Consider the following 18,222-nt stretch of genomic DNA (forward strand, 5'->3'; position numbering starts at 1 on the left):
TTAAGATTTTACATGATCAATAAAAAATCGGAATGATCATGTATGCCTGGGAGGCTGGAAAATATTGTGTAGAGCACCGGCTCTTGGGAAATCTGCCCGGTGAATATTAAATTCTCGTTCAACGCTTGCTTCCCTTGGTCGGAGGTCCAGCTGAACCGGTTCAGAAAGAGCAACAATTGTAGTATTAACGCAATGCGTTGTTTTGAATGGGAGCTGACTGTCGCGTTGATCGTCGTTGTCCAGAATAATCTGATCTATATAATGATCAACGAAAAAATCCAATAGGGAGATGTCCTTATTCAATGCACGATGCTCCTGAAAATGCACGATGAGAACCGGCAGTTTCAGCACCTGGTGCAATTCGGTTTGTGTCAGCACCAGTAAAACCATAAAGAAGAGTGTGATTCTTGGTTTCACAGGGTAAAGATAGGGAAAGCCGGAGGAATGGAAGAGGGAAGAATGGAAGATGGGCCATCCTTTCCTCCCTCTTCCATTCTTCCATCCTCCATGCTACTTACTGATCCGTATGCCTGCAAATACCCGGCGGCCCTGGTTGGGGGCGTACATATAGGTGGGATCAAAGCTGAGTGCGTAAGGATTTTCGGGGGTGGCTATTACCTGTCCGCCGGCGCCGCGAACGACCTGTTTATCAAACGGGTCATGAGCGCGGGCAATCAGAAAAGGATTTCCTCTGTCGGGCGTAAAATCCAACAGGTTTTTTACGCCCCCAAAAAACTCAACACCAGATTTCCATTTTTTAGTGACTTGAAGGTGCTGAAGTGTCCATACCGGCGACTCCGGTTTACGGGGATCCAGCTCAGAAACCAATGGCAACAGCATAGGACCATAGACAGAGCCTGTATAATCAGCCGACCAGCCGGCATTACCAAATCGGTAAGAGAGCGTCCAGGTGCCCGACCACTGCTCGGTCAGGAGTTGCCGGCTGCGTTGCAAGCGACCCTGGTCATCGCGGTCTGAAATTCGTACATCCTGCACCGTTAGTCCGGTTGTAAACCGCAACCTGCTGCTCAACTGTCCTTCCAGATTCAGGCTTACACCCAGTGATTCCGCATACCCATCGAGGTTGGCATAGATAATCTTGTCCGCATTGGTAATATAATCCGGAATGATCCGGTTGGAAAAGTAAGTATACCATCCGGCAGCTTCCAGGTTCATGAAACCGTTACCAACCACCAGCTTGCGACTGTAATTGAGGCTGGCATTATAACTCCTTTCAGGTTTCAGGTCTCCCACAATTTCAACTTCCCTGGCACCTGTAAGAGCTGCATGGTCTTCGGTAAACAGATTCACCACCCTGAAACCAGTACCCATATTCAGACGTATATAGTCCTTATCGGAAAGTTTCCATTTGTAAGCCACCCTTGGAGTAAAAATAGCTCCATGCCGGCGGTCATAATCGTACCGCAATCCAGCCAGCAACTGGTGCTGTTTATGCAATGAGATATCATCCTGTACAAAAATTCCGGGAATCAATACTTTATCGGGCCGGTTGGTTTTTCCATCCAACGCCCTTGTTGCAGGAGTATTATCATCATAATAGGTATAACGGCTAACAATACCTGAAAGCAGCTGATGTTTGCCAGCCTTTTTTTCCCAGGTAAGCTGACCAAAACCAATGTACTGATCCGCATTATAAATTGTAGAACCATATGCAGACCGCTGCTGGTGGGCATTGGCAGAAAAAGAAAACAGTAGTTTTTCGGTTGTGGGTAATTGGTAGTTCCCAATCCATTCCAACCGATTGGTACTGATCTGTTCTCCATATCGCTCCTCTCCTCCCCGGAAAGCGCGGGTCCACTGCATTTCACCTCCCCAACGGTCTTCTGTGATAAATCGAACTGCCATACCGGCCTGTCGCCCCTGCTTACGATCCCATTGGATTTTGCTGAATAAAGACAATCGGTTCTGTAAAGTTACATCGGTGAAATTGTCCATGTTTTTATCCATGCGATGCGTGTAATTAAAATAGTTGACCCCCACCAATGCCTGGCTTTTAGCACCGATTCTGATTTTGAAACCAGCGTCCAGGTTGTGTTCCCGCCAACTGGTTCCGGTATATTCTATTGAATAGCGGGGGGCTTTTGCCGGGTTTTTGGTTATGACGTTGATGAGTCCACCCATGGCTTCAGATCCATATAAGGAGGAAGCCGGGCCCTTTACTACTTCGATCCGCTCCACCAGTGAACTGGGGATTCCCTGTAAACCATAAACGGTAGCAAGGCTGCTGACAATTGGCATGCCATCGATCAATACCATCGTATAAGGTCCTTCAAGTCCATTTATATGGATATCGCCCGTATTACAAACATTGCAATTCAATTGCGGACGAACACCATTCACCAGTTGCAGCGCATCAAATAAACTCGGAGTTGGATTTTTGCGAAAGAATTGAGCGGAATACACTTCCACCGGAACCGGGCTGGCAGAACGAACAACGGCCCGCATGGTTCCGCTTACCACAACCGCATCCATTTCTTTTGAAGTGGATACGAGTTGAATTTGTAGCTCTCCTTTTTTCCAGTTCCATTCACGGGTTTCATAGCCCACAGCTGACACCAGTAGTACGGTCCGCTCCTTACCCAATTCAACCAGATCATTGGGTGAAAAATTCCCCAGGCTATCCGCCAGAACAGACTTCCCACTGGCTTTTGCTTTTACCGTTGCAAAAGCTACCGGTAATCCTGTGCCCTCTTCCACCACCTGCACTGAAAGTGCTGAAACCTGTGCCTGGCCTGTAATTGAGAGCACCAATAAAACATATCCCACTATCCAGTATCTCATATTTAGTCTTGTCTAAATTTATTTTTAGCCAAATATAGATACATTTTTTATTTATACCACAAAATAAATGATGCTTTTTTCTATACGATTTTGACGAATGGCACGTTATCTGCATAGAAGGTTCTAAAATTTCAATCATGCACTCAAGGAACGCCGACAAATTATTTATTGCAGCCATCTTTACCTCTCTGGTATTGTTTTACGGGCTGTTTGCACTGATTCTGGGTTAAGCACCTAGATTTGCGGAATGGAATGGAAAATCCGGCCGATACAGCCCGGGGACAACCCGGAACTGGCCCTGATCGTTCGAACCGCATTAACTGAATTCGGTGCCAACAAACCAGGCACTGTCTATTACGACGAATCCACCGATCACTTATTTGAATTGTTTCAAACTCCGGGCAGCTGTTATTTTGTTGCGGAAGAAGATAAGCAGCTATTGGGCGGTGCCGGACTATTTCCTACGCCCGGATTGCCAGAGGGCTGGTGTGAACTGGTAAAAATGTACCTGCGAAAAGAAGCGAGAGGATTGGGATTGGGAAGAAAATTAATAGCTCATTGCCTGGAAGAGGCGAAACGAAGGGGCTACCACACGGTATACCTGGAAACCATGCCGGAACTACGGAAAGCTGTTTCCGTATACGAAAAATTTGGATTTGAGTACCTGAACGGCCCGGTTGGCAATTCAGGTCATTTCGGTTGTGATGTCTGGATGAAAAAGAAAATTTAGCGTTTGCGATAGGTGTCTACAATACCACGGGGTGACAAATAGATCTGGAAACCTATCCGTACTACCACCCCCCCATCACTTGGAATATCTGAAACCTTGGAATTGACATAACCCACCAGGGTCTCTATTGCAACGTGCTCATTTACAAATGCGGCGAGTCCCGGACCGATAAAAAAATCTGCTCCGTTCACAGTGGAACGAAAGCTGGGATTATCAAATTTATTGGAGGTGAAAATGTATTCGGATGCAATAAAGGGCTTGAGTTCCTTCTTTCCGAAATAATAGCGCACAAATGGTCCGACGCCAAAAACCGTGGTTTTGTTATCCCCTGTTTTATTATAAGAAAGTTGAAATACCCCACCCGCTGCAAAATTGTTCAAAAAGAAATAGCCGGCAGCCGGATTCAGGCTAACAGTGGTATTCTGACTGGTGTTCAGGGCAAAGCTTCCGCCGACCAGCCAATCCTGTTGTTCTGTTTGAGCAAATACTCCCAGAGCAACTACCAAACCGAATAAAAGCAGTGTGATTTTTTTCATAACTGATGGTTTAGGACTTCGTACAATCCACTGAAAAGGTACAACTTTCCAGTTGCCAGTTCTTTACACTGATATCTTTTTCTTAATTTTTTTCCTTTTTGAAAGATCCTTCCTCCGTCAATTTCAAAGAGGGCTCCTTCTGGCAATTCCTCCACCAAAACCTGCCGCTGCTCCGGATTATCATGATTTCTGAGAATCCGCATCAGGTTTTCGTCTGCACAGCTGCTGGCCGGCAGGTTGTGAAGACTCTTATTCAGGGCTGCTTCCACATCACCCGGAAACAATCCTTTTCCCAGAAACTGTTCAAGCAGGTGCCGGTATAATTGCTTCCATTCTTTTCCATGGGATTGAACCCGGTTGCCATATTGTTCAAAGGTTACCAGGTGAGCCAGTTCATGGATAAGAGTGATCAGGAAGGAATAGGGATTCAGATTGCCATTTACACTGATCCGGTGATTGCGGTTCAGGTGTGCATGGCGATAATCACCCAGCAGGCTGCGCCGTTCACGGCTTATCGTCAGGTGCACTTTATAATAATGCAGGTAGCGGGCGATCTGCTCATAGGAACCCTCTGGCAGAAAATGAGAAAGCTGAGTAAGCGGGTATTCCTTTTTGGGCATGGATCAGCTCGACTTGCTTTGTTTTAGAACGGATCGCAATTCGATAATGGTATAAACCACGTAGAGCGCCATCGCGCCAAACAAGGCCGGCTTGTTCACATTATTACGGTTGAGGTACATATATACGAAGGCAGCCAGGGCACCACCAAAGAGCTTCAGTAGCATACCCGAATACATGTTTCGCATAAAGACATGGGTGGAACTATTTGCCATGGATCGCAAATGCAACCAGAGAGAGATAAAAAAGATACCAAAGAGAATGAGATTTGCCACCAACAGAACGCTTGTATCGAGTCCGGCTGCTGCCAGGCGTTGCTGAAATACAATCAACAGACCATTTATAGCAATAAAAAACAGCAAAAGGGGCAGTAGTGCCTTACGGGAATCAGTTCGTTTTTTTTCCATTCGATTTACCTGCGGTTTCTTTTACCAATTTGAAGATGGTAACAGCAATTACCAGCAAAGGTAAGATCCAAACGGATAGGGGCATAGAAAAGCCGAGCCGCTTATCGATCCAGATACCGGCCCAAACAGCCAGTCCCAGGGCCACCAGCAATTGGGTGCCCAGGGAAAGGTATTTCAATAAATTGTGAGAATTATCAGGCAGCTTTTGTGTCTTTCTGCTTTTCATTCACCATAGTAGGCGCTGCTGTTTCAACCCCCATATGACAGGCCCCATTAAAAGTGGCAGCTGGTTCAATTTGCAATTTACCTGCATGGATATTGCCATTAACCGTGCCGCTGGCTTTCAGTTGGAGCAGTTCTTTCACTTTGATGGTTCCGGTTACTTTACCCATGATATCGGCTTGCACCCCATGGATATCGCCTTCTACTACTCCGTTGGCACCGATTACTACTTTGGCAGTACTGTGGATATTGCCAATCAGCTTACCGTCTATGCGGAGATCACCATTGCTGGAGATATCACCTTTCAGGGTGGTTCCGTTGCCGATCAGGCTGGTACTGCTACTTGTGCTGCCGGATACTTCTGCGGCAGCTTCAGATTTGGATTTTCCGTTGAACATGATCTTGGATTTAATCGGTGGTTGTTTCAGTTACCGGTATATTCAGCAGGGTTGTATCCAATGCTACTGGCTCCTCCCCCTGTAATACCCGTTTAATATTTAACAAATACTGATCTTTATAATACATCGCCTGTTCCAGCGAATCGGTACGGATCTTCAATTGTCTCAATTCTTTGGTCGCACTGGCCGATCCGTAACCCGGAATATACAACTTTAACGGTGTAAACACAATTAAAGCTACGGTCAGGCTGGTCAATAACACAAAAATGGTACTCAAACCAATGTAAACACTTAGCCGCGATAATTTGAAGGTTACCACCTCTTCGTAACTGTCGTCGTTCATCACAACCAGCCGGTACCTGTTACGTAAACGCTTAAGGGTGGTATTGGTATTGTTTTCAGGCATTAAAATTGTTCAGTTTTTCACGTTAAGCCGCCACAACTTACATAAAATTCGAGCCAAATTATTTGGCTAACTTTAAAATAATTTTCTTGTGGGTATGTTATTATCAATTTAGTTTGCGCAGATGATTAAAATCCAGGGCCTCCCATACCTTGTCCCCTTTATACTATTCCTTTCCTTTGGACTACCTGGAATGGGGCAGCCTACGCTTGACCCGGACATTCAGCAGCAAAAGCCCAAAAAATACGAAAACCGGATCCTCCGGGCCGAAAAAACCGGTGAAAAAAAATTTACCACGCCACGCCGCTTTTTCCAGAACACCTATACACATTATAATTATGTGTTCAATGCAGAAACCAAACTGACCCAGGTACTGGAGGCCGCCAAATTGCAGCATATCGATCGCTATTCCGAACTGCTTTCCTTCTATAATTACAGTCTCGAAGCCACTTCCGCACAGAAAACCGAACTGGACTCTGTTATTTACAAAGTAAATGCGGGGGTCTTTTTACATGATTTGCGGAGCGACTGGATGGATAATCTCTACCTGGCCATGGGACAGGCTTATTTATTCAGAAATACCCTGGATTCGGCCTACATGACTTTCCAGTATATGAACTACGCGTTCCATCCAAAAGATCCGGATGGGTACGACCGGGTGATCGCTTCCAATTCCACAGAAGGAGGTAATGCGCTGAAAGTGTCTACTACAGAAAAAAGAAATATTCTTGATAAAGCTTTCTCCAGGCCGCCCAGCCGTAACGATGCACTTATTTGGCTGATCCGGACCCACCTTGAACGTGATGAAACCGGACAAGCAGCCACGTTGATCCAGACCCTACGCAATGACCCCCAGTTTCCGGAACGGCTCCATCCAAAGCTGCATGAAATGCAGGCCTACTATTTTTATAAGCTGAAGCAATACGACAGCGCTGCTATTTACCTTGGTAATGCGCTGCCGGCAGCATATAACAAACAGGAAGCAGCCCGTTGGGAATTTCTAATGGGCCAGTTGTTCAAGAAAGCGGGCTCCACGGAGCAGGCGATGGATGCGTTTGAGCAGGCTTCCAACCACACCCTGAACCCCGTAATGGAAGTCGCAGCCCAACTGGAGATAGCGTTGTTATCCGGCAACAGTGAAGGCCGAAACTGGAAAACAGTGGTGCAAACCCTGGAAAAAATGGCAAGGAGGGAAAAATACGCCAGTTACCGAGACCTTATATACTATACAATAGGAAAACTGGAATATCAGAACCAGGCTTATACAGAAGCACATCAACACCTGCTGAAAGGTATCCGGTACAGTTTGCAAAATCCTGAACAAAAAGCACAGACCTGGTTACTGCTTGGCGATGTCGCTTTTACACAGAAACAGTACCAGCCGGCAAAAGCTTATTATGACAGTGTAGAAAATAGTCTTGTAGCAGAGGCTGAACTTCCGAAACTGGAGCAACGAAAACAGGTGTTGAGTGTAGTTGTAGCCCAGATGGAAATTATAGACCGGCAGGATAGTCTGCAGGCCCTGGCTGCGATGCCGGAAGCTGAAAGAATGGAAATTCTTAAGAAAAAACTTCGTCAACTGAAAAAACAGCAGGCAGCTGTTGAAAACGCTAACGCACCTGCAGGCAATAACTTCCCGGGCTTTAATAATGCAGGAAACCAACCACCTGCTGACCTTTTTGCTTCTGGCAGTTCTACGGAATTTTACTTCTATAGCAATTCGCTTAAAAGCAGGGGATTTAATGAGTTCCGCAATAAATGGGGTAATCGTCCCAATACCGATAACTGGCGAAGAAGCAGCAGCCAGAGCAATCCTGTATTCAGCAAGGAAAAGAAAGGCAATCAGCAGGATCTCCCCGAAGAAACAGATGAAGACACCAACCTCGATCAATTACTGGAAAACATTCCGCTGACCCCCGAAAAGCTGCAAACATCCAAAGATTCGGTTGCCCAAGCCCGTTATCTTATTGCAGTTACCCTTCAGAATAAACTCGAAGATTATGCGGGTGCTGCAACGGAATATGAGTGGTTGCTTGAAAATTATCCGGGTGGACAACTGGAAGCAGATGTGCTCTATAATCTGGCTATCTGTTACCGGATGTTGGGAAAGCAGGGGGAATTATCGGCCACCACGAAACAATTGAATGAAAAATTCCCGCAATCACGGCAGGCGCAACTGGCAAGGGATCCACTGGCAGTTCAGGCGGCAGACAGTTTACAAAGCCGGCAGGCTACCGCTGCGTACGACCAGATCTACAATCAGTTTTTATCGGGACAATTTCAGCAGGCAGTAGCAGCCAAACGCGCGGCTGATAGTTTATACGGCCCCCATAACTGGACACCACAGCTACTTTATATTGAATCCATCTATTACATCAAACAGCAAAACGACAGCATCGCAATAACCGTTTTGGAACAACTCAAACGCCAGTTTCCGGAACATGCGCTTTCAGAGAAGGTAAATACCATGATTGATGTACTGAGGAGGAGAAAGGAAATTGAAAGTTATCTAAACAACCTGGAGGTGGAAAGACAGGCGGAAGACTCCACCCGTTTCCAACCAATACCGGTTGTAAAAGCACCTGAAACGCCTGCTCCAAAGGAAATCAAGGCTGCTGTACCGGTACAAAAAACGATTGTAGCGCCACCAAAAGCCGATAGTACACGTCTTAAGAAAGAGGCACCAAAATTGCCGGAGAAACCATTGTTCAGTCGCCATGCAGAACAACCCCATTTTGTTGTAATTGTACTGACGAATGTGGATCCCGTATATGTAAATGAAACAAAAAATGCATTTGATCGCTATCATCGTGAAAAATATTATAACCAGCCAATGAATGTAGCAGTCACTTCACTTTCTGATACAGTCAAGCTGGTCACCATTCGCGGTATGGCAAATGAAGCTGCTGCACTCGATTATATTGAAAGGGCAAAAGCACTGGCTGAACGTGATATTATTCCCTGGATGAAAAAGGAAAACTATTATTTTATGCCGGTAGCGGAAGACAATCTGAATTTGTTACTCGACAGCACCAATCTGCCGGCCTACAGAAGTTTCCTGCAACAGGTATTTCCTAATTTAAAGTAAACTGCTCCGTTCGAAAAACAACAATATGAAACAGGTAACACGCGTATTTTGGAAAATTTTCTTCATTGGCTTTGGGCTCTTCCTGGCGTTGATCTTATCCATCAATCTTGGAGTATTTGGCAAATTGCCTTCCTTAAGTGAATTGGAGAATCCGTCCATACTCCAGGCAACAGAAGTGTATGCTGCCGATGGAACACTGATGGGCAAATATTTTCGGGATCGGGGTAACCGGAGTAATGTGGAGTATCGGGACATCAGCAAACACGCGGTAAATGCGCTGATAGCCACAGAAGATGAACGTTTTTTTGATCATTCGGGCATAGATGGGAAATCAGTTTTACGTGCAATTATATTCCTCGGACGAGAGGGAGGCGGCTCTACCATAACACAGCAGCTGGCGCTCAATATGTTTGCTGAACGCTCCAAAAACCCAATCCTTCGCGTTGTGCAGAAGTTGAAGGAATGGGTCATTGCCATTAAACTGGAAAGGAATTTCACCAAACAGGAAATTCTGACGCTGTATCTCAATACAGTTCCGTTTGGTGAGAATGTTTATGGTATCCGGAACGCGTCACTGACATTCTTTCAAAAAGAGCCGGATCGCCTGGCTCCAGAGGAAGCAGCTGTATTGATTGGATTATTAAAAGGGAACACCCTTTACAATCCGAGAAGAAATCCAAAGGCGGCTGTTAGTCGCCGTAATGTAGTACTGGACCAGATGACCAAAAACGGGTATCTCACAGAAGAAGAAGGAGCTAAACTGAAGAAAAAGCCGATAGCACTCAATTACAGGAAGCAGGATGAAACTGCCGGACTGGCACCCTATTTCCGTGAGGTACTCAGAGAGGACATTAAGAAATGGTGTAAGGAAACCACCAACCCTGCTACAGGCGAACCTTATGATATTTACAAAGATGGATTGCGCATCTATACCACCATTAATCCACGTATGCAGATATATGCGGAAGAAGCAGTTGCGAAACACATGCCGGTACTGCAGAAAGCCATGGATGCCCAGTCTTCCATCAAAAAAGGAACGGTTTGGCAAGGGCGGAACAGCGTACTGGAAGCAGCCATGAAAGCAAGCGACCGCTGGAAAAATGGAAAAGAAGATGGTATGACAGAAGAAGAATTACGGAAAAGTTTTAAAACCAAAACACCGATGAAAGTTTTTGCCTGGAATTCACGCAGGGAAAAGGATACGGTGATGACTCCGCTGGACTCCATCAAATACCACCGACAAATGCTGCAAACTTCCTTTATGGTAATGGATCCAATTACCGGTGAAATTAAAGCATGGGTGGGAGGCATTGATTTCAAAACCTACAAGTTTGATCATGCTAATATCAACACCAAACGACAGGTTGGTTCCAGTATTAAACCATTTTTATATTGCCAGGCAATAGAAGAAGCAGGATTTACTCCGGAAACGCCGGTTGAAAATGTGGCACAGGATTTTCCTGGATTCGGATTGGTGCCAGCAAAGGGAGTGTGCAAAGGGAATACGGTATCTATGGCAACCGCCCTCACTTATTCCTACAACTGTGCTACCGCGTATATCATGAAGCAGATTGGCCCCAAACGTTTTGTAGAATTCCTGCATAACATCAACATTAAAAGCAAAATGGATCCCTACCCTTCTATTTGTTTGGGTGCCGTGGATTTGTCAATGTATGAAATGTTGTATGGGTATACCATGTTTGCCAATAACGGATTCAGTACCGAGCCCATTTATATTACAAGAATCGAAGACCGTAACGGCAACGTGCTTGAAAGTTTCCAGACCAAGATGAACCAGGTGATTAGTGAAGCAGCGGCGTATACAACTACGAAAATGTTAGGCGGACCGGTAGAAGTAGGTACAGCAGCAGGTTTGAGAGCGCGATTGGGAGCCGCTGAGATGGCGGGTAAAACAGGAACAACCAATGACAATGCCGATGCCTGGTTTATTGGATTTACTCCTCAGCTGTTGGGTGGCACCTGGGTAGGATGTGATGATCGGTTTATCCGCATCGAAAACAACCTTGGCTATGGCGGACAGGCATCGAGACCTATTTGGGAGTACTTTTTCCAGAAAGTTTATGCGGACAAAACACTTGGTATAGACAAGGATGCCCGGTTTGCGCAGCCAGAACAAATGCGTAATGAAGTCATGTACGATTATATGAATATAATTGACCAGGCGCCGTTACCAGGTGCAGAAGGTGAAGACCAGGGTAATGGAGCAGCTGATCAATATCTTATGGATCCGGATGACACCTATGTACCCATCGAATCAGAGATTCCAAAAGAAGAACAGGATGTATTAAAGGAAGCACGGCAGTCAGAAAAGAAAAACGATAAAAAAAATCCAGACACACCAGCTGATGAACCTAAGAAAAAAGGAATACTGAGAAAGATTTTTGGAGGCAAGAAGAACAAAGAACAATAAAAATTCATAGGTGGCCTACTCATTCGAAAGGGCTTCTTCCGAATGAGCAGGCCACAGGTTTAATGGTACATTAGTTTATCAAAAAGAATTCTTTCCATTGTCCTTTATTGGGATATACTGCATCCTGCAGCACCAGTGAAATTCCTGGCAAACCTTCCAGGAGAGAAAGGTCCCGATCCTCGTAATCCAGGTTTATATGCCCGCGTTTTAATAATTCAAGGCATCGCTGAATCCAGGTAGCTGAAGCTTTTTTATAGTAAGCATGACCACTGACCCTGGATAAGGAATTGTACATGGCAGCAATACCAGCAGCGCCATGACAAAGCTGGGCATCAACGCACATGGTGGAGGAAGCGTCTAATCGTTCCAGTGAACTTGCACCAATCAAATCAGCAATTTCAATGTATTGTTTTATACCAAAGCTCACACCAACTTTGTAAAGCAGGAAGGCCTGATTCAAATCCCCATAACACCAGGCCATTCTGTTGTTGTATGTTTTTTCTTGGGTTGCTTCATGAACGGAATTAGGAAAAATGGAATGCCTGTTATTTTCAGGATCAGTTGGCATCGTTTGTTTTAAAAGCAGGGAAATCATGGAACGTATGGTATCATGCAACTGCTCGTAAAGCAACCCCTCTTCAAATGCTTTTAAAAGTACCAGTATAAAACCAGTTTGTCCGTGCGATAAACTTAGATTGATTTCACTTGTCTCTTCTTTTGAAACGATATAATTCCGGATAAAACTACCTTGCTTGTTGTGAACTACTTTTCTGAGAATAGCTTCAATAAGACATTCAGCATGCAGTTGAATGGCAGGATCTGGTAATCTGTCAATAAAATAATTAAGCACTCCAAAAGCACCATGCAGGTAATCGTTAAAATCATGCTCAACCTGGTGAAGTGCCTGTTTCAGTAAAAATTTATCAATCTCCTCAAACTCATGAAGGTCCTGGTAGATGTATTGTTTTTTTGTAAGGTAATTCAGCAGCGACATAAATCCGCCTAATCCTGTACTCAGGGAAGGATTCAGCAAAGAACTTCCACTTTCATTGAAATGACTAAATACTTCATCCAGATAATTGCGGCCTTTTTCTATATGATCTTCAGCACCAGTATATTCAAAACTGGTGTAATGATAAAGTGACAATCCGAGTTTGCCGAGGAAAAGCGAATCATTTACAGCAGTACCAGAATTGATCGCATGATCAATCGTTTTGATCTGGCTGATAATATCTTTTGGAATTCCTGCTGAAACAGTGGCCGAAAAATCAACAGGATATGGGTTGACTTGCATAACTTTTATTTACAGGATAAAAGTAGCTGCCGTATTCCCAATAATTAAGTTTAATACACTAACTGGCATTTTGTAAGGACATATTCCTTATTTCATGGTACTATCTCTGGTACGCGATACCAATTGATCTTTGTATATATCACCAATAGGCACTTGTTCCACCCGGTTCCGCAATTTGAGGATATTGTTTTCTATGGAAACAATATTTTTAAACGGCACAATAAATGAGCGATGTACACGTACAAATATATTTTTGGGTAACCGATCCTCTATATCTTTTAAGTTAAGAAGGGTCAGAATTTTTTCTTTCCCTTTGTGAAAGGCAACGTAATTTTTTTGTCCCTCGATAAAATCAATTTCATCATAATTGATTTTAACAAGTTTTCCTCTTTGTTCCGTTTTCACAAAAATGTAGTCGTTCGGAATGGTATCAACAACTGCCACCTTACCGGCCATTATAATTCCCATAGCACGTTGCACGGCTTTCATAAAACGAGGAAATGCAATTGGCTTCATCAGATAATCCACCGCTTCATAATCAAATGCATCCAATGCAAAATCAGAATAAGCTGTACAAAAAATAACCCTGGTATGATTGCCAACAATTTTAAGGATATCAATACCACTCATTTCCTCCATCTGGATATCAAGGAAAACCAGATCAGGTTTATGTCTGTTGATCAGATCAATTCCCGTAATAGGATTGGTGGCTGTGGCAATCAGTTCCAGGTGTTCAATCTTGGAAACATAATTCACCAGCACATCAATTGCTGCCTTCTCATCATCAATAATCATGCATCTAACCATACGATATCATACATACAGGGTTAACTCCAGCGTATAGAATTCCTCCTCATTATTTGTTTCCACTTCATATTTCCCTTTGTAGGAAACATCCAGTCGTTTCAAAACATTTTGAATACCAATTCCACTGCTTTTCTCAAACACTTTTTTCTTTTTCTTATTACGGCAATAAAAACGAATCCTATCCTGATAGGCATCCAGCCGGATAATCAAAGGATGGGAGCTGTTTTTTAATTCGCCGTATTTAAGCGCATTTTCTACAAAGGTAATGAATACCAGTGGTGGAATGGTAAAATCTCCCACCGGCCCGCTTACTGCAAAGTCAATCTGGAGTTCGTTGGAAAACCGTAATTGGTGAATATCGATCAGGTTTTGGAGGTGATGAACTTCCTGTTTAAGGTTAACCATGCCATTATCCTTATCTAGTCCCTCTATGCTATAGCGCATGATTTCAGACAGTTTCAGGATGTTATCGGCCAGTTCTTCTGAATAATACTGGGCATGTGAGAACAGTGTATTCAGGGTATTGTATAAAAAGTGGGGGTTTACCTGGGCTTTCAGGAAGTTATATTCGGTATGAAGTTGCTGGATTTCCAGCTGGCGGTTATTTAATTCGAGTTCCTGGATCCGCTTTTGTCGTTCGAGTGAATAGATAAAATAGGAGTACCCAAGTGCAAATATGCTGTACTGCATGTAATAAGCTAACGAATAGCCAATTTCTTCTCTGTTTTTGACAAACTCAACAAAATCAAATTGACCATAAAACAAAAGTATCAAATACCTTAAAAAATAGAAAGCAGGAAACAAGAATAACAAAAGCACAACCTTTCGTATCCTTGTTTTATGGTTTGCAAAAATACCCTTAAATAAGATGTTAGTGCAAAAATAGAACCATCCAATGCTGGGTATGTAATAAGCTAATGATGGTAAAATCACAATCTCACCTCTGGTCACTAAAACCATCATCTGAGTTGTTCCGATCCATGTAACCCAGACAAGCAAATGCTTTAGAAATTTGGTGTGCATTTTTTCCTGCATTCAGAATTATTTCAGCATATAGTTACAAATTCTGAATGCAGCCACCAAAAAAAGACCAGTTTAAATCATAATCCCGCCTTTTGTAGTTGGCTTCGGAGTAGATGGACCGCATACTTCAATGAATGACGGAATAAACCGAATATCATTCCCCTTTACAAAAGGTTGCTGGCTGGTAGGTACTTCTGCCTGCTTTACCATAATAGCGATTGTTTTCTTTTGAATATTCAGTCTGGATTTGATTTGCTCGGGTCTCATTGTCAGATGATTTATTTTTAATGAATGAATTATCTGACGAAACTATCCCGGCCACCAGCCACCACCTTATCTATTACACCAACTGACGTATTCTAGGTACGAACAGGTTTTTTTCGCATTTTTTCTGCATAATAATAGCGATACAAAAAATCATAACAGATCATTTCATGCTGCCGCGGTTGTGAAGGAAACAAGCGGTTCAATTGCATATGTATCAGGCTTGCTACCAACTCTTCCAGTATTGGATCTAGCAGCTTTTGTTGCTGAAGATATAATATCTCGCGTACTGCAGCCTCCATTTCAGAAACTCTGAAACCAGCTCCACTAGCGGTTTCCAGCTCACGCTTCAATTGATCGCGATATTTTCGGTACCGGAAATCCAATTGCTGTTTTAAGAGTTTCCCTGTATGGAATTCTTCCGCAAAAGCGTTTTTCAGTTTTTCTAATACGGTTGTTTTCTTATCGAGATCCCATCCAAAAGAATTGAGCAATGCATCAATTCCTTTTAAGCCCCAAAGCCACCTCGCATGTTCCCGTTCATCTCCTTCAGTATTGCTTAACCAATTCACCGTTGCAATACTATTCTGATGAAAAATCGTTTCCACTGCTGCTATCGACTGGGTTCCATAACGCGCTGTTTCACGCTGGTAGGTATCCAACTGGATTTTCCAGATAAATCCTTGTTGCTCAAATTCAGAAACAGTTGAATGAACTAATTGTATGACTTTTCCAAACAGTTCCGGATCCCTGAGCTGCACCCGGAACCGAATATGAAAATGAGGATCCAGGTAGCGGATAAAGAACCACTTTCGGATGAGCTCCTCCTTTTCAAGGTATTGAGTTAGTGGATATAGGGCCTGCGTCAGAATTTTTTCCGCAGAACGACTTCCACAATATAATTTAACATACAACCACTCCGATCCTACCGAAAACCGATCTGTAACAAGTGATTGTTCCAGCTCCGGCAGAGAAACTGAATAGGTTGCTTCCTGTTTTTGCAGAATTGCAATAAACTGATTAGCATGGAATGCTCCTTCCGAATTCCGGACACCGGTTTGACTCCTGTAAAGAAACTCCCTTATTACCAGTGCCTGGCGTTTGGATAAAACATCGAAAAACAGCTTTCTTAATAAGGGGTCAGAAAAATTGATTAATAACTCATTATCCCCATCCGCCAGTACAATTTTTTCAGGTAGTCGCCATTTGGATAGCCAGTTTTGTAGCGTCCGATCACGTTCCTCTTCACCAGCCTTGAGCAATTCCTCCCAATCCGCTCTTTCGAGAGTCCAGGTTGCAGGGTGCAATACCACTTTTTTGTATAGAACCTCAGGCAGGAATTTATAAACCTGGGCGACTCCTCCCCAATTAAATTGATAGCCCCCGGAAATACCCTGACTTTGCAGATCACACAAAAATTCATAAACCGGAAGTGGTTGGATTCGAAAATTATGCGCACTGGATAAGCGCGGGATAATTTCCCTGTTTAATTTCCTGGATCGCAGGACCACCCGGTTGTTCCGCACTGAAACCAGTAAATCACTTGCAGGAACCTGGAATTCATCCGGCACAGAAGCTTTTGCCAGGTAGGGAATCTCGTACGACCTGAATGCCGGGTGTAGCAAAATATTCCCCATTCTGCTTTCTGGAAGATGTACAATTTCAGCGTATAGAATGGCAGGTTCCAATTCCTGCTCCAGTTGGGTTACATTGTTTACAATTTCTCCAATTTCAGGCGAACCATGTGCAAATCGGCCCAACAGATTAGCGGCACTGAAACCGGCAGCAGATTCCAGGTATAAAACCGATTGTTCAGCATCAAGCAGCCGAAACATTAGAGATAAAGAAGGTGCAGCAACCAGCTCTACTTCCTTGAATTGCTCCAGGTCTTTATCATCGAGTTCGATTCGCTGTTTCCGTTCTTCCAGTGTTTGCCGGATTTTTGCATCCCAGAATTTTTCCAGTTTCCCCCAGGACAGCGTTTCCGGCACCTCGGGCCGGACAAAAACAAAATCATTGAGCAGGGGACTTAATTCTACTCCCGTATTTCCTCTGTAAGGAATACCTGTTTCCGTATCCAGAAGTTCGAGCAATGGCATTTCCCGGTCTTCATATCGCTCTTTAAACAATCGAATAAACTCCTGCATTTCCTGTGACGGTACAGGGCTCAGTCGATGCAATACCGCCAACGCTTCCAGTAATTGATCCTGGTACCGATCATCCACCTGGTTTTGTTCTAGAGAAAAAAAGAGATCACACTGAAACAGTTTCCCGGCATCAAAGGCAACCGGTAAGCGAACCAGTTCCTCCTGGATAGCTTCATAAGCTGCTGCGGGATTGACACGCTGAATATCCAATTGCTCCAACCTGTCAGCTATACCCGTTAAAAAATCAATCAGAACGCTCAGCATTCCCTGATCATCCGCTTCCAGCTTTCCAAGAATCGATTTTAGCTGGAAAATAAACTCCGGTCCCGTTATGGCTGGTTCCAACTCACTGACCAGGACCTGGGCATCAATTAATCCATGAATGAATTCCCTCGCTTCTTCGGTTGAAATTTCCGCATCTACCAACTGAGCCGCCAATGCTTCTATTCGCTGAAAATCGGTAGCCGCCAATATCACGCGATCAATGTATTCGGTACGTTGAATAGAGCTGATTTTATGGACGCGTTTACCATCCTGGTAATAGTATTCAATGTATCTTATTTCATCACCTATTTTGTAAAGGGTTGAATTCCTCGTAAAGCCAAGTTTCTCCTTTATACCAGTTGCTCCTGCCAGATACTGGGCAAGTGCACAGAGAAAATGCATATCAAACCGCGTATGACGATAAAATTGATCCTGATCCAAAACCAATTTCGTATCACCCGTATTCCAATTCGCTACAGCACAGCCTGAAAAGAGCCCGAATGGAGTACATCTGCTATACATCCGTGTGTAATACTTCAGTATTGCCTGTTGCATTTTTTTAATTGCACGTGCATCGGATTCCTCCCCTTCCAGCAATTTCCTGCAAGCTGTATGAAGTACCGGTGATGCCAGGTAAACAGCTTCCATGAAACGCTTGTCTTTCAGCAGTTCCTTCCAACTCCCGGAATTCAGGCTTGCTGAAAGCGGGAACTGGGGTGTCCGCAGCACCAGCTTTGGATGGAATTGATAGTGCCCATTCATTAGTGCAATCTTCCGAAAAAAAAACT

The 18,222-nt window shown here is 44.0% G+C and carries 16 protein-coding genes; 3 read left to right on the plus strand and 13 right to left on the minus strand.

Translation table 11 applies throughout. From position 1 onward, the window contains the following. Window positions 1-36: 36 nt before the first annotated feature. Both L0U88_RS03035 and L0U88_RS03040 read right to left on the minus strand, forming a co-directional pair. A complete protein-coding gene (locus L0U88_RS03035) occupies window positions 37-417 on the minus strand; it encodes a hypothetical protein (RefSeq protein WP_234864132.1) in 381 nt (126 codons plus the stop codon). Between the two features lie 93 nt (window positions 418-510). After that, complete coding sequence (locus L0U88_RS03040) at window positions 511-2,802, minus strand: TonB-dependent receptor (RefSeq protein ID WP_289623300.1); 2,292 nt, start codon at window positions 2,800-2,802, stop codon at window positions 511-513. A gap of 247 nt (window positions 2,803-3,049) precedes the next feature. On the opposite strand from L0U88_RS03040, the gene L0U88_RS03055 reads away from it, so the two are divergent. Further along, window positions 3,050-3,532 carry a GNAT family N-acetyltransferase gene (locus L0U88_RS03055; protein ID WP_234864133.1) on the plus strand — a complete coding sequence of 161 codons (483 nt, stop codon included), beginning with the start codon at window positions 3,050-3,052 and terminating at the stop codon, window positions 3,530-3,532. On the opposite strand, the gene L0U88_RS03060 is transcribed toward L0U88_RS03055, so the two are convergent. From L0U88_RS03060 to L0U88_RS03085, 6 genes are read right to left on the minus strand one after another with little or no spacing between them, the layout of a single operon-like run. Further along, entirely contained in the window at window positions 3,529-4,068 is a 540-nt protein-coding gene (locus tag L0U88_RS03060) for a porin family protein (protein ID WP_234864134.1), read from the minus strand. The two genes, L0U88_RS03055 and L0U88_RS03060, sit on opposite strands and share 4 nt — an antisense overlap. Further along, window positions 4,065-4,688 carry a SprT-like domain-containing protein gene (locus tag L0U88_RS03065; protein ID WP_234864135.1) on the minus strand — a complete coding sequence of 208 codons (624 nt, stop codon included), beginning with the start codon at window positions 4,686-4,688 and terminating at the stop codon, window positions 4,065-4,067. The genes L0U88_RS03060 and L0U88_RS03065 overlap by 4 nt, the downstream gene beginning before the upstream one ends. A 3-nt stretch (window positions 4,689-4,691) precedes the next feature. After that, complete coding sequence (locus tag L0U88_RS03070; RefSeq protein WP_234864136.1) at window positions 4,692-5,093, minus strand: hypothetical protein; 402 nt, start codon at window positions 5,091-5,093, stop codon at window positions 4,692-4,694. Next, window positions 5,074-5,319, minus strand: a complete 246-nt coding sequence (locus tag L0U88_RS03075; RefSeq protein WP_234864137.1) for an AtpZ/AtpI family protein — start codon at window positions 5,317-5,319, stop codon at window positions 5,074-5,076. The genes L0U88_RS03070 and L0U88_RS03075 overlap by 20 nt, the downstream gene beginning before the upstream one ends. Next, a complete protein-coding gene (locus tag L0U88_RS03080; RefSeq protein ID WP_234864138.1) occupies window positions 5,288-5,713 on the minus strand; it encodes a bactofilin family protein in 426 nt (141 codons plus the stop codon). Before L0U88_RS03080 ends, L0U88_RS03075 begins: the two co-directional genes overlap by 32 nt. A 10-nt stretch (window positions 5,714-5,723) precedes the next feature. Next, window positions 5,724-6,119, minus strand: a complete 396-nt coding sequence (locus tag L0U88_RS03085) for a hypothetical protein (protein WP_150847649.1) — start codon at window positions 6,117-6,119, stop codon at window positions 5,724-5,726. 121 nt (window positions 6,120-6,240) lie between these two features. Between L0U88_RS03085 and porW the strand changes: the two genes are divergently transcribed. Together porW and L0U88_RS03095 are read left to right on the plus strand one after the other, a co-directional pair. Continuing rightward, window positions 6,241-9,204 carry a type IX secretion system periplasmic lipoprotein PorW/SprE gene (porW, locus tag L0U88_RS03090; protein ID WP_234864139.1) on the plus strand — a complete coding sequence of 988 codons (2,964 nt, stop codon included), beginning with the start codon at window positions 6,241-6,243 and terminating at the stop codon, window positions 9,202-9,204. Window positions 9,205-9,229: 25 nt separating this feature from the next. Beyond that, on the plus strand, window positions 9,230-11,635 hold the full coding sequence (locus L0U88_RS03095; protein WP_234864140.1) for a penicillin-binding protein 1A: 2,406 nt from the start codon (window positions 9,230-9,232) through the stop codon (window positions 11,633-11,635). A gap of 70 nt (window positions 11,636-11,705) precedes the next feature. Here the strand turns inward: L0U88_RS03095 and L0U88_RS03100 are convergent, their stop codons facing one another. The 5 genes from L0U88_RS03100 to L0U88_RS03120 form a co-directional block, all read right to left on the minus strand. Beyond that, window positions 11,706-12,929: a lanthionine synthetase LanC family protein gene (locus L0U88_RS03100; RefSeq protein ID WP_234864141.1), complete on the minus strand. Its 1,224-nt coding sequence runs from the start codon at window positions 12,927-12,929 to the stop codon at window positions 11,706-11,708. A gap of 87 nt (window positions 12,930-13,016) precedes the next feature. After that, window positions 13,017-13,736, minus strand: a complete 720-nt coding sequence (locus tag L0U88_RS03105) for a LytR/AlgR family response regulator transcription factor (protein ID WP_234864142.1) — start codon at window positions 13,734-13,736, stop codon at window positions 13,017-13,019. A gap of 6 nt (window positions 13,737-13,742) precedes the next feature. Continuing rightward, complete coding sequence (locus L0U88_RS03110; protein WP_234864143.1) at window positions 13,743-14,426, minus strand: sensor histidine kinase; 684 nt, start codon at window positions 14,424-14,426, stop codon at window positions 13,743-13,745. A gap of 405 nt (window positions 14,427-14,831) precedes the next feature. Next, complete coding sequence (locus L0U88_RS03115) at window positions 14,832-15,026, minus strand: hypothetical protein (protein ID WP_234864144.1); 195 nt, start codon at window positions 15,024-15,026, stop codon at window positions 14,832-14,834. Between the two features lie 92 nt (window positions 15,027-15,118). After that, window positions 15,119-18,196 (minus strand): lantibiotic dehydratase, encoded by a 3,078-nt coding sequence (locus L0U88_RS03120; RefSeq protein WP_234864145.1) that lies wholly within the window; start codon window positions 18,194-18,196, stop codon window positions 15,119-15,121. Between the last annotated feature and the right edge of the window lie 26 nt (window positions 18,197-18,222).

This window comes from Flavihumibacter fluminis (genome assembly GCF_021491375.1).
Taxonomy (GTDB): Bacteria; Bacteroidota; Bacteroidia; order Chitinophagales; family Chitinophagaceae; genus Flavihumibacter; species Flavihumibacter fluminis.

Bases quoted from the DNA above. Each gene is read 5' to 3' on its own strand.
- L0U88_RS03040 (WP_289623300.1), bottom strand. From the start codon at position 2,802: ATGAGATACTGGATAGTGGGATATGTTTTATTGGTGCTCTCAATTACA.
- L0U88_RS03055 (WP_234864133.1), top strand. From the start codon at position 3,050: ATGGAATGGAAAATCCGGCCGATACAGCCCGGGGACAACCCGGAACTG.
- L0U88_RS03060 (WP_234864134.1), bottom strand. From the start codon at position 4,068: ATGAAAAAAATCACACTGCTTTTATTCGGTTTGGTAGTTGCTCTGGGA.
- L0U88_RS03065 (WP_234864135.1), bottom strand. From the start codon at position 4,688: ATGCCCAAAAAGGAATACCCGCTTACTCAGCTTTCTCATTTTCTGCCA.
- L0U88_RS03070 (WP_234864136.1), bottom strand. From the start codon at position 5,093: ATGGAAAAAAAACGAACTGATTCCCGTAAGGCACTACTGCCCCTTTTG.
- L0U88_RS03075 (WP_234864137.1), bottom strand. From the start codon at position 5,319: ATGAAAAGCAGAAAGACACAAAAGCTGCCTGATAATTCTCACAATTTA.
- L0U88_RS03080 (WP_234864138.1), bottom strand. From the start codon at position 5,713: ATGTTCAACGGAAAATCCAAATCTGAAGCTGCCGCAGAAGTATCCGGC.
- L0U88_RS03085 (WP_150847649.1), bottom strand. From the start codon at position 6,119: ATGCCTGAAAACAATACCAATACCACCCTTAAGCGTTTACGTAACAGG.
- porW (WP_234864139.1), top strand. From the start codon at position 6,241: ATGATTAAAATCCAGGGCCTCCCATACCTTGTCCCCTTTATACTATTC.
- L0U88_RS03095 (WP_234864140.1), top strand. From the start codon at position 9,230: ATGAAACAGGTAACACGCGTATTTTGGAAAATTTTCTTCATTGGCTTT.
- L0U88_RS03100 (WP_234864141.1), bottom strand. From the start codon at position 12,929: ATGCAAGTCAACCCATATCCTGTTGATTTTTCGGCCACTGTTTCAGCA.
- L0U88_RS03105 (WP_234864142.1), bottom strand. From the start codon at position 13,736: ATGGTTAGATGCATGATTATTGATGATGAGAAGGCAGCAATTGATGTG.
- L0U88_RS03110 (WP_234864143.1), bottom strand. From the start codon at position 14,426: ATGCAGTACAGCATATTTGCACTTGGGTACTCCTATTTTATCTATTCA.
- L0U88_RS03115 (WP_234864144.1), bottom strand. From the start codon at position 15,026: ATGAGACCCGAGCAAATCAAATCCAGACTGAATATTCAAAAGAAAACA.
- L0U88_RS03120 (WP_234864145.1), bottom strand. From the start codon at position 18,196: ATGAATGGGCACTATCAATTCCATCCAAAGCTGGTGCTGCGGACACCC.